The 11833-nt window shown below is 34.4% G+C and carries 10 protein-coding genes and 1 tRNA gene; 4 read left to right on the forward strand and 7 right to left on the reverse strand.

The window, feature by feature from the left end; genetic code table 11:
- The 4 genes from Q0Q96_RS08485 to umuD form a co-directional block, all read left to right on the forward strand.
- On the forward strand, positions 1 to 601 hold a 601-nt coding region (locus Q0Q96_RS08485; protein ID WP_293873691.1), incomplete at its 5' end, for an exodeoxyribonuclease III.
- A 39-nt stretch (positions 602 to 640) separates the two neighbouring features.
- Entirely contained in the window at positions 641 to 1606 is a 966-nt protein-coding gene (locus Q0Q96_RS08490; protein ID WP_293873693.1) for an OmpA family protein, read from the forward strand.
- Positions 1607 to 1707: 101 nt separating this feature from the next.
- A complete protein-coding gene (locus Q0Q96_RS08495) occupies positions 1708 to 2973 on the forward strand; it encodes a Y-family DNA polymerase (protein WP_293873695.1) in 1266 nt (421 codons plus the stop codon).
- Positions 2964 to 3398 carry a translesion error-prone DNA polymerase V autoproteolytic subunit gene (umuD, locus tag Q0Q96_RS08500; protein ID WP_293873697.1) on the forward strand — a complete coding sequence of 145 codons (435 nt, stop codon included), beginning with the start codon at positions 2964 to 2966 and terminating at the stop codon, positions 3396 to 3398. The genes Q0Q96_RS08495 and umuD overlap by 10 nt, the downstream gene beginning before the upstream one ends.
- Positions 3399 to 3446: 48 nt before the next feature.
- On the opposite strand, the gene Q0Q96_RS08505 is transcribed toward umuD, so the two are convergent.
- The 7 genes from Q0Q96_RS08505 to Q0Q96_RS08535 all read right to left on the reverse strand — a co-directional run.
- Positions 3447 to 4880, reverse strand: coding sequence for an efflux transporter outer membrane subunit (locus Q0Q96_RS08505; protein WP_293873699.1), 1434 nt, complete (start codon positions 4878 to 4880; stop codon positions 3447 to 3449).
- A gap of 4 nt (positions 4881 to 4884) precedes the next feature.
- Positions 4885 to 8037, reverse strand: coding sequence for an efflux RND transporter permease subunit (locus tag Q0Q96_RS08510; RefSeq protein ID WP_293873701.1), 3153 nt, complete (start codon positions 8035 to 8037; stop codon positions 4885 to 4887).
- Positions 8038 to 8061: 24 nt separating this feature from the next.
- The gene (locus Q0Q96_RS08515) at positions 8062 to 9144 is read right to left on the reverse strand and encodes an efflux RND transporter periplasmic adaptor subunit (protein WP_293873703.1); all 1083 of its coding nucleotides are present in this window, start codon (positions 9142 to 9144) and stop codon (positions 8062 to 8064) included.
- Between the two features lie 83 nt (positions 9145 to 9227).
- Entirely contained in the window at positions 9228 to 9614 is a 387-nt protein-coding gene (locus Q0Q96_RS08520; protein ID WP_293873705.1) for a hypothetical protein, read from the reverse strand.
- Between the two features lie 170 nt (positions 9615 to 9784).
- Positions 9785 to 10558, reverse strand: a complete 774-nt coding sequence (locus Q0Q96_RS08525; protein ID WP_293873707.1) for a class I SAM-dependent methyltransferase — start codon at positions 10556 to 10558, stop codon at positions 9785 to 9787.
- A gap of 198 nt (positions 10559 to 10756) precedes the next feature.
- Positions 10757 to 10830 (reverse strand) — tRNA-Asn (locus Q0Q96_RS08530).
- Between the two features lie 85 nt (positions 10831 to 10915).
- On the reverse strand, positions 10916 to 11833 hold a 918-nt coding region (locus Q0Q96_RS08535; protein WP_293873709.1), incomplete at its 5' end, for a site-2 protease family protein.

Below are 11833 nucleotides of genomic sequence, written 5' to 3' on the forward strand. Positions count from 1 at the left end.
GTATCAATATTATTTTTCGGCACAAAAAAAAGGGTATAGCGGTGTGGCTATTTTATCTAAAATAAAACCGAATCATGTTGTAAAGGGAACCGAAGTTACCCACATGGATTTTGAAGGAAGAAATCTCCGGGCTGATTTTGATAATCTATCCGTCATGAGTTTATATTTGCCTTCGGGAAGCAATTTGAATCGTTTGGATCACAAGTTCAAATACATGGATGATTTTCAGCATTATGTAAATAGTTTAAAAGCTAGTATTCCAAATTTGATTATTTGTGGCGATTACAACATTTGTCACGAAGCGATTGACATTCATGATCCCATTCGAAACAAAACAGTATCTGGATTTTTGCCCGAAGAACGTGCTTGGTTGGATATTTTTATGAAATCTGGGTTTATTGACAGCTTCCGTCATTTTAACAAAGAACCTCACAATTACAGTTGGTGGAGTTATCGCGCTGGAGCGAGAGGAAATAATAAGGGTTGGCGTATTGATTATAATTTAGTGAGCGAAAATTTAAAAGATAGGATGAGCAGAGCCGTTATTTTACCCGAAGCCAAACATTCTGACCATTGTCCCATTTTAGTAGAAATTGATTAAAAAAGCAAGACGAAAGAACAAAGAGAAAAGAATATAGATATGATAAGAAAAATAGTTTTTTGCCTGATAATAATAACTTTGATGACGTCATGTGTTTCTAAAAAAATCTACAACGATTTGGAAAACAAATATACCGATTTAAAGAAAGAAAACCGATTTATAGCTGACGAAAACGACGAGCTTCATAAAGCAAATGCCGCATTTGATTCGGTAAACAAATCACAAGTAGCGGAACTGAATAAACTTAAAGCAGCCAACGATAAACTTCAAGCAGATTGTACTGCAACAAGCAACAATTTGAAAACATTACAGGATTCTTATGCCGCATTGGAAAAAAACAGCAACGATGCTTTGCAAACCAATATGACCAAAAATAGGGACTTATTAGCGCAATTAGACACCAAAGAAAAAGCATTGGCAGCAGAGCAAGACCGATTAAACAAACTCAATAACAAATTGGCATCTAATACCAAAAGATTAAACGAATTAGAAAGTATGATTGCTGCGAAAGATGCTGCCATGAAAAAACTAAAAGACACCTTATCAAAAGCGTTGAATGCCTTTGAAGGAAAAGGATTGACCGTTTACCAAAAAAATGGAAAGGTTTATGTCTCGATGGAAAACAAATTGCTATTTCAAACCGGAAGCTGGGCTGTGGGTTCACAAGGAAGAATTGCAGTTGTTGAGGTTGGAAAAGTTTTAGCTCAAAACCCAGACATTACCGTTTTAATAGAAGGGCATACAGATAACGATAAAATTTTAGGAAACATTGGTGGCGGAATAGAAAATAATTGGGATTTGTCAACCAAAAGAGCGACCGCTATAGTAAATATCTTGTGTGAAAATAGCGGAATCAGAAAACAAAATTTAACTGCTGCCGGTCGTGGAGAATTTGCTCCAGTAGTAACTAACGACAACAACGAAGGCAAAGCTAAAAACCGCAGAATTGAAGTTATTCTAACACCAAAACTAGATGAAATTTCTAAAATGTTGAACGAGTTTTAGCAGTCAAAAATAAAACATCAAATTCATCACAAGTCATTTCGGGGGCTTTTTTAGTTATCAACAGTACTAAAAAACAATCAGCTATTGCGTAACTTTACGACATGTATGCACTAGTCGATTGTAATAATTTTTATGCTTCTTGCGAACGAGTTTTTCAACCACAGTTGGTTGGAAAACCCATTGTCATTTTGTCAAATAACGACGGCTGTATTATTTCGAGAAGCGATGAAGCCAAAGCATTAGGCATTGCAATGGGCGCACCTGAGTTTAAAGTTCGGCAGGAACTCAAAGATAAAAACATCCATATTTTTTCCTCTAATTATTCTTTGTATGGTGATTTAAGTAATCGGGTGATGAAAATTCTAGAAGGATTTACACCACATACAGAACCGTATAGCATAGACGAAGCCTTTATGAACTTTGACGGAATGAGCATTACAAACTATCACGATTATGGTTTGCAGATGAAACAGCGTATTATGAAATGGTTGGGTATTCCAGTTTCTATTGGCTTTGCAGAAACTAAAGCACTATCTAAAGTAGCCAATAAAATTGCCCGAAAATATCCAGAAAGAACCCAAGGCGTTTATGTTATTGATACAGATGAAAAACGTGTAAAAGCTTTAAAATGGACCAAGATTGAAGATGTTTGGGGCATTGGTTTTCGACTAAATAAAAAGATGAAAGCCCAAAACATCAATACAGCTTATGATTTCACGTTACAGCGTCATGAAGCCTTCATCAAAAAAGAAATGGGCGTTGTGGGATTGCGTTTAAAATATGAATTGGAAGGAAAATCAGTATTGGAATTAGAGTTACCAAAAGACCGTAAAACCATCGCAATTACTCGAAGTTTTGCTAGCAATATTACCACACTCGATGAGATGAAAGAACGCGTTTCAACCTTTGCCACGGTTTGTGCCGAAAAACTTCGCAAACAACATTCTTGTTGTCATAGCGTGCTACTTTATTTGCGAAAAGACAAGTATAAAACCGAAAGAGAGCGGTATAATTTTTATAAAATACATACGTTGCCCTTTGCCAGCAATTCATCAATTACCATTAGTAACGCAGCAGTAAAAATGCTAAAAGCTATTTTTGAAGAAGGAGAAATTTATAAAAAAGCAGGAGTTATTTTAACAGAGATTATTCCCGAAAATCAAAAACAATTTCATCTTTTTGAAGAAGAAAACCCAAAGCATTTAAAACTGATGCAGGTTATAGATGCTTATCATAAAAAAACAGGAGAACGAAAAATAAGACTAGGCAGCCAAGATTTACAGCGTACTTGGAAAATGAAACAAGTTCATTTATCCAAAAGATATACTACTAATTTCAATGAAATTCTCGAAATACCATGTCGGTAAACAACAACATCACTTTTTTTATACCAGATTTTGAAAATAACCAAAAATCACCTTTTATTTTCGGCGGAATCAAGGCAGGATTCCCTTCACCTGCCGCAGATTTTGATGAAGCCAAAATTAGTTTAGACCATGTTCTGGTGAAAAATCATGAAGCCACATTTTATGCCAAAGCTTCAGGAACTTCTATGATTGGCGCTGGTATTGACGATGGCGATATTATGGTCATCGATCGAGGGTTAGAACCTACAAATAATAAAATAGCAGTTTGTTATATTGATGGCGAATTCACCGTAAAACGCATTAAAATTGAACAAAACGCGGTGTATTTAGTGCCCGAAAACGAAGCCTTCTTACCCATAAAAGTTACCGAAGAAAATAATTTAATTATTTGGGGAATTGTAACTTATGTGATTAAAAGCGTTTAGAAATAAAAAGAGGTTTTGAGGCCTCTTATAATAATGATTTTTTGCTGTCTAATTCCAGCCGCCACCTAATGCTCTATAAACATTGGTCACCGCATTGAATTGTTGTTTTTTGGCTTCTATTAATTCTAATTTTGATTGTAAGGCATCGCGTTGTGTCATCAAAACTTCAAAATAATCAACGCGAGATGATTTGAATAAATCATTAGAAACATCAATTGCCGTGGTCAAAGCTTGTACCTCTTTATTTTTTAAATCATAAAACTGCTCTAAATTTTTGATGTTCGATAATTCATTCGACACTTCTACGTAGCCATTCAAAATGATTTTTTGATAATTGTATAGTGCCTTTATTTGATTGGCTTTAGCTTTATTAAATTCGGCTTTAATGGCATTTCTATTAATTAGTGGTGCTGCTAAATCGCCAGCTAATGAGTATATTAGTGATTCAGGAGTTGTAAACAAGTAGGATGGTTTAAAAGCACTAAATCCTAAACCACCAGAAATTGTAAAGGATGGATAAAACTCGGCTTGCGCTGCTTTCACATCGCATTTTGTGGCAAAAAGTTCCAATTCGGCTTGCTTAATATCGGGACGATTAGCTAATAACTGGGATGGAATTCCTGCTTGTATTTGTTGAGGCAGTTGTGAAATAAAAACCGTTTTGTCTCGAGCAATTGTTTGTGGATAACGACCTAATAAAAAATTGATTTTATTCTCTGTTTCTTTAATTTGTTGTCGCACTTGGTATTCTCGGCTTTGAGAATTTAATACTTCGGCTTCAAATTTTTTAACGGCTAATTCAGTAACCCTAGCGGCATCTTTTTGAACTTTAACAATTTCTAATGCATTTTTTTGCAAAGTAATGGTTTGTTGAATAATGTCCAATTGATTATCATACGAAAGTAATTCGTAATAAGAGTTGGCTATCTCGGCAACCATATTGGTCACCACAAAATTTTTGCCCTCAACTGTCGCCAGATATCTTGAAAAGGCAGCTTTCTTTGCATTGCGCATTTTTTTCCAAATATCAACTTCCCAAGTAGCATGCAAACCAATTAAATAATTTTGAAGGTTTTCTGGAACGCCATTTCCAGGCGTAACTTCTGCAGAAGCATCACCAGCACCTTGACTAGTATAACGACCTACTTTTTCTACACTAGCACCAGCACCAGCAGTAATCATTGGTAACAACAATCCTTTTTTAACTCTGACGTCGTTACGAGCAATTTCGATATCTTGCAACATCATCGCCAGTTCCTGATTGTTTTTCAAGGCAATTTCAATAAGGCTGTCCAAATGTTTGTCTGGAAAAAAATTTTTCCATTTAACGGTTACCGAATTCATAGTATCTTTAGATGACACATATGTATCTGGAACTGGTGGTGGTGTTGTTTTTTCAACTGGTGCCAACATTTTACAACTTGTAAAAGCCATAAAGAGCAGTAAAACAACAACAATTTTATATCTTATAGGTTTATTCATCTTCTTAAATTTTTTCACTTAACGGATTTTGATCTTGTTTTTTTACCATTTTAATTTTTGCAGCAATAGTCCCGAAAATGAAATACAATCCAGGAATAAGTAACACCCCAATAATAGTTCCTAAAAGCATACCTCCTAGAGCTGCCGTTCCAATAGTACGATTTCCAATTTTTCCAGGGCCCGAAGCAAAAACTAATGGAATTAACCCCGCTGTAAAGGCAAATGAGGTCATCAAAATAGGTCTAAAACGTATTTTGGCTCCTTCTAAGGCAGCATTTAATACCGACATTCCCTGTTCGTGTTTTTGAACCGCAAACTCCACAATCAACACAGCATTTTTACCTAGCAAACCAATCAGCATGATAAAGGCAACTTGAGCATAAATATTGTTTTCTAACCCCGCTATTGAGAGTAACAGGAACGAACCAAAAATACCTGCTGGAAGCGATAGGATTACAGCAAAAGGCAAGACAAAACTTTCGTATTGCGCTGCTAATACCAAGTAAACGAATAATAAACAAATGATAAAAATATAAATCGCTTCGTTTCCACGGCCCACTTCATCTTTTGAGATACCTGCCCAATCGATACCAAAACCTCTAGGCAATTTTTTTTCTGCCACTTCTTTAATGACATTAATGGCTGTACCACTACTAAACCCTTTGGCAGCTGAACCACTAATTTGAGATGTATTATACATGTTGTAGCGGTCTATTTCAGACAACCCATAAACTTTTTCCATGTGCATAAAGGCAGAAAAGGGCACCATTTCATCTCGACTGTTTTTTACATACAGTTTCATAATATCTTCTGGTAAAGCTCTGTATTCTGGTGATGCTTGAACGATTACCTTATATTGTCTGTCATATTTGATAAAACTAATTTCATAATTACTACCTACTAATGTAGAGAGCGTATTCATAGCATTGTCTATCGTTACACCTTTTTGCTGCGCTAAATCATTATCTACTTTCATCATGTATTGTGGGAAACTCGCACTATAAAAACTAAATACAGAGGATAACTCTTTACGTTTACGCAATTCTTTTACAAAATCATTACTTACCGTTTCCATTTTCTTGAAATCACCAGATCCTGCTTTGTCTAACAAACGTAACTCAAACCCCCCTGCTGCTCCATATCCTGGTACTGCTGGCGGTTGAAAGAACTCTATATTAGCACCTGAAATATTTTTACATTTTTTTTCAAGTTCTTCTATTATTTCATTAACAGAATGTTTTCGGTCTTCCCAACTTTTTAAGTTAATCAAACAAGAGCCTGAATTAGAACCCGTACCTTCCGTTAATAATTCCCAACCAGCTAAGGAGGATACCGATTTTACACCATCAATTTTTTCAGCAATTTTTTGAAGTCTTAAGGCTATATCATTGGTTCTTTCTAATGATGAACCTGGAGGGGTTTGGATAATGGCATAAAAACTTCCTTGGTCTTCATTAGGAATAAAACCATTTGGAAGTGTATTATTAATGAAAAATATTCCAGAACAAAATCCTATTAAGGCAATAAAAGTAACCGATTTTTTATTAATAATCTTTCCTAATATTCCTTGGTATCTTCCAGTTAGTTTATGGAATTTATCATTGAAACCATCTAAGAAATTATTCAAAGGCGTTTTCTTTCTCGGAACACCGTGAAGATTTTTTAACATCATTGCACAAAGTGCCGGAGTAAGTGTTAACGCCACAATACCCGATAAAATAATACCGGTAGCCATAGTGATTGCAAACTGCCGATAGAAGATACCTACAGGACCCGACATAAAGGCAAGTGGAATAAATACCGCTGCCATCAAAAAGGTAATCGCTATAATGGCTCCACTAATTTCACCCATGGCTTTTTTAGTAGCCTTGAGGGGTGAAAGATGGTCCTCTTCCATCTTGGCATGGACAGCCTCGATGACGACTATCGCATCATCTACCACAATACCAATAGCCAATACCAAAGCAAATAAGGTTACAATGTTGATAGTAATTCCAAAAATTTGCATGAATGCAAAAGTACCAATCAAGGAAACTGGTACTGCAATTGCTGGAATTATGGTTGAGCGCCAGTCCCCTAAGAACAAGAATACTACTAACCCCACTAATACAAACGCTTCAACAAGGGTATGAATTACCTTTTCTATCGAAGCATCTAAAAACTTCGAGGCGTCATAACTGATTTCGTAATCCATTCCTTTTGGGAAAGATGTTTTAAGTTCTTCTAGCTTTGCTTTAACGTTTTTTATTACTTGACTGGCATTACTACCATAAGATTGTTTTATAGTAATAGCTGCTGATGGTTTACCGTTCAAGGTAGAATAAATGTCATATACAGAACATCCGAATTCAATATAAGCCACATCTTTTAAACGCAATATTTCTCCGTTTGGGTTTGATTTTAATATAATGTTTTTATATTGTTCTTCTGTAGTAAAACGTCCTGAATATTTTAATACATATTCAAAGGTTTCAGAACGTTTTCCTGAACTCTCCCCTGTTTTTCCCGGAGATGCCTCTAAACTTTGTGAAGACAAAGCGTTCATTACTTCATCTGCCGATATTTTATAGGCTAACATCCGATCCGGTTTCAACCAAATACGCATCGCATATTCTCTATTTCCCAAGATATCAGCCACTCCTACACCATCTACCCTCTTTAAATCGGAAAGGATATTAATATCGGTATAATTGAATAAAAACTTTTGATCCATTGAGGCGTCTTTACTAAACAAGTTAATGTATAGTAAGTTATTAGACTCTTCACGTGTAATTTTAACCCCTTCACGAACCACAAGTGGGGGTAGTTTATTTACCACCGAAGCCACTCTATTTTGGATATTAATAGACGCTTGATTGGGGTCGGTACCCAAATTAAATACCACCTGAACCGAAGCCTCTCCATCATTACCAGCACTAGAAGCTATATATTTCATTCCTGGCACCCCATTAATGGCTCTTTCTAATGGAATTATAACCGATTTTATCAATAATTCATTATTAGCTCCGGGGTATTCGGCGATTATGTTTACTTTAGGTGGCGAAATAGAAGGCAATTGGGTAACGGGCAAACTAGTCATGGCTAAAACCCCCAATAAAACAATCATCAGCGATATCACTATTGAAAGAACAGGTCTTTGTATAAATTTACTAAACATGGATTTAAGATTTAAGGTTTAGGGCTATTCTGCTTTTATTTTCAAATGAGAAAGAACCTCTTTCGGATTTTGATACTCATACTTTATTTTCTCATCATCAGTAGCTTTTTGAACACCTTCGAGTAATATTTTGTCAGAAATAGTGATACCGCTTTTAACTACATATAAATCAGGGAGCTCACCTGTAATTTTTATCTCCCTCGATTTTACCACATTATTTTTATCTACTACAAAAACATATTTTTTATCTTGTATTTCATAAGTGGCTTTTTGCGGAATTATTACAGCTTTTTTTATAGGCACAGTCATCAAAACTTTACCTGTTTCACCATTCTTTAACAATTTATCTGGATTTGGAAATTTTGCTCTAAAAGCAATATTTCCAGTTTCATTATTAAATTCACTTTCGATGACTTCTACTTTTCCTTTATATTTCAATGTTTCTCCATTTGCCAATAGTAAGCTTACGGTGCTATCGCCACGATCTTTTATATCAGTTTGGTATTGAATATATTCGGGTTCAGATACATTAAAATAAGCAAATACTTGAGTATTATCAGAGAGTGTTGTCAATAATTCTCCCTCATCAATAAGACTTCCAATTTTTTTAGGAATTCTATCTATGGTTCCCGCAAATGGAGCTCTGATTTCAGTAAAGGACAAATGTAGTTTCGCCAAAGAGACTTCTGCATTGGCCTGATCAAATTTGGCTTGGGCAACTGCTTGCTCGCTTTTAGAAACAATATTTTTGTCGGCTAGTGCTTTGGCATTTTTCAATTCTATTTCAGCAGCTTTAGCTTCTGCTTGTGCTTTTAGCAATTCGGCTTCATAAATTTTGGGCATAATACGAAATAACACTTGACCAGTATTTACAAACTGACCCTCGTCTACATAAATATTTTGCAGAAAGCCTTTTTCTTGTGCTCGAATTTCGATGTTTTGTACGGATTTGATTTGCGATACATATTCTTTGGTAAACATAGTATCCATAAGTACAGGATTGGTAACTGTAAATTTACCAGTATCTTCTTTTTGTTCTTGTTTTTTGGCACAACTTGTTATGTTTAATGCCACACTGATGCCAATTAGCAATACGAGCTTTTTCATGGTTTACTAAATAAAATTTTTATTTGGATGCTGATTGTTTTTTAGAGGGAAACAATTTTTTTTAACAGAATAAAACTTAAAAATCAAAGACGAAGTACTTTGAGTGAAATGTAATCAAAACGAGGAAGACGCGAAAAATTGACATGATTGTATTTGTTATTACAAAAATCTTTAGTTGCGTACCACCGTGCCATTGGTTTATTATTATTAGAAAAATAGGTACTAAAAATAATCAATTTTACTTTTAAAGGTGTTTCATGTTCATCACATTCATAATCGTCATTGTCATCAGAATAATTGAACACATCATTTTTATAATCGAAAGTTGTGTTTTGAGAAAAATCAAAATGGTTAATGTTTTCTTTTTGAAATGTTTGTAGTTCAACAGCATTTGAAACCATTACATTCGCCAAACAAGCATTGGATAATGACAAGTTTAAAAAAAGGAGATATGATATTGCTTTCATCATTTTTGTCTGCAAATGTAACTTTCAAATAAAGAATAGAAAGAATTTTTTAACGACTATTTAACAAATTAGAAGTCAATTTAAGCTAATCTTTAGTTAACGTATTTACAATAACGATTTCGTAAACGTTTATATAAAATGGAATTGTCTAAATGAAGTTAACATACAGTAGTTTAAAAATCCTCAAACCATCTCCAGTCTCTATCATCCTCTTTTGTTTTTTTTATAGCTAGCACGGTACCATCTAATCCTAGTTTTTCGTTACTTTTTAAAATTTCACCCGAAAAAAGTTCATACCTAATTCTTTTCGGAACTATAGTGCTCAACAATTTTAAAGGAAGCACAAAAAAAGCTTCTTTAATGCGAACATTTAGAGTTTTACTAGTAGGGATATCGTTTACAGAGTCTAAAAACTCATAACATGGATAATTTAAGATATACCGAAAAAGTTTCTTTTGACTGGGCATATCCAAATCATGAAAAGTTATTACACCGCCTACTTCAAGCATTCTGTTGATGTAGAAAAAATCTATCATCACATGATCAAACGTATGCCAACCATCAATAAAGGCGAAGTCATATTTTTTATTTTTATCAAGCAATTGAGGTAAAGCTATTTCGGATAAATTTTCAATAAGTTCAAAAGAAGTAAAACCAGCTCTTTTCAAGTTCAAAACCCCGATGTTTTTCCAGTCTGTTTGAAAAGCATCGATAATGGTATGAGAATAATCTTCGTTTTGCGAACTTGCTGCGCAAATGTACAAAGATGAAATCCCAAAGGCACAGCCTATTTCAAGAGTATTTTTAAATTTATTTTCTAAAATGATTTTTTGTAAAAATTCGCCGTCTTTTTCAGATACTCCCGAATGTAATGGGATATCATTAAGAGCTTCATCTTGAACTATTTTTTTTTCAAATAACGTTTCTACAAATTTGTTACTTACCATACCTAAATAATTTTGTTAAGGCGTAAATATAATATAAATATTTTTTAACGTAGATTAATTTTTTTATGCTGACAAACGTGCAAAAGTAAGATTTGGCGTTTGGAAGATTTATAGCCAAGACTAGCTCTAGAAATTGTGATATTTTATTAAAATAGTAATCATAAAAAAAGAGCAACATTGTTATGTTACTCTTTTTTGCTCCCTCTCTTGGGCTCGAACCAAGGACCCTCTGATTAACAGTCAGATGCTCTAACCAACTGAGCTAAGAAGGAAAGTGTAATTCACTTTTAAAGCGGTGCAAAGATATAATGATTTTTATTTTTCACAAACAATTTCTAATTTTTATTCAAAAAAACATTATTTATTAAAAATAGCCTTGTAAATATCATTACCATTGGCAAACAGCAGTAAAGAAATAAGTAAAACAAAACCAACCATTTGGGCTCTTTCGAGGAACTTATCGCTAGGTGTTTTACCACTGATTATTTCGTATAACAAAAACATCACATGACCTCCGTCTAGCGCTGGAATGGGCAATAAATTCATGACTCCAAGCATAATAGATAATAAAGCCGTGATGCCCCAAAATGCTTCCCAACTCCAAGTTTTTGGGAAAATATTGAAGATAGCAGCAAAGCCGCCTACGCCTTTATACGCTCCCGTGCTCGGTGAAAATATGGCTTTCAATTGTTTTCCATAACTCTTTAATTGAGCAAATCCTTTATGAATACCCACAGGAATTGACTGAACGAAACTAAATTTTTCTTCACTAATTTTATATAATCCTAGTTTACTGTAATCTTCATAAGGAATTCTTGAGGCATAAAAAGCGCCAATTTTCGCACTATCATTAACCCTTAAAGTAGCAGCTATTTCTTTGTTGTCTCTTTTTAAGATTACAGGAATTGTTTTCCCTTTTAATGAAGCTAAAGAAGCCAATAACTCATCGGCATACTGAACTGGTTTTCCGTTAAAGCTGGTAATAATATCTTTTGACTTTAAAACTGCTTTATTTTGAGAATTTTTCGGTACCTCGGCTACAATAAAAGGGATTCGCAATTCAACCAAAGAAGCTTTTTTGCCTTGCATCAATTGATCAATAAAATTTACAGGGAAATGTACTTTTTCTTCTTTACCATCACGCAATACTATAATTTCTTTCGATAAAAATAACTTCTCATTAGATTCGTAAAAGCGTTCTACTTTTTCTCCATCAATAGATACTAATTTATCACCTGTTTTTAAGCCGGCTTTCTCTACTACTGGATTTGTTAT

This window comes from Flavobacterium sp., from assembly GCF_025352015.1.
In the GTDB taxonomy this organism is placed as follows: domain Bacteria; phylum Bacteroidota; class Bacteroidia; order Flavobacteriales; family Flavobacteriaceae; genus Flavobacterium.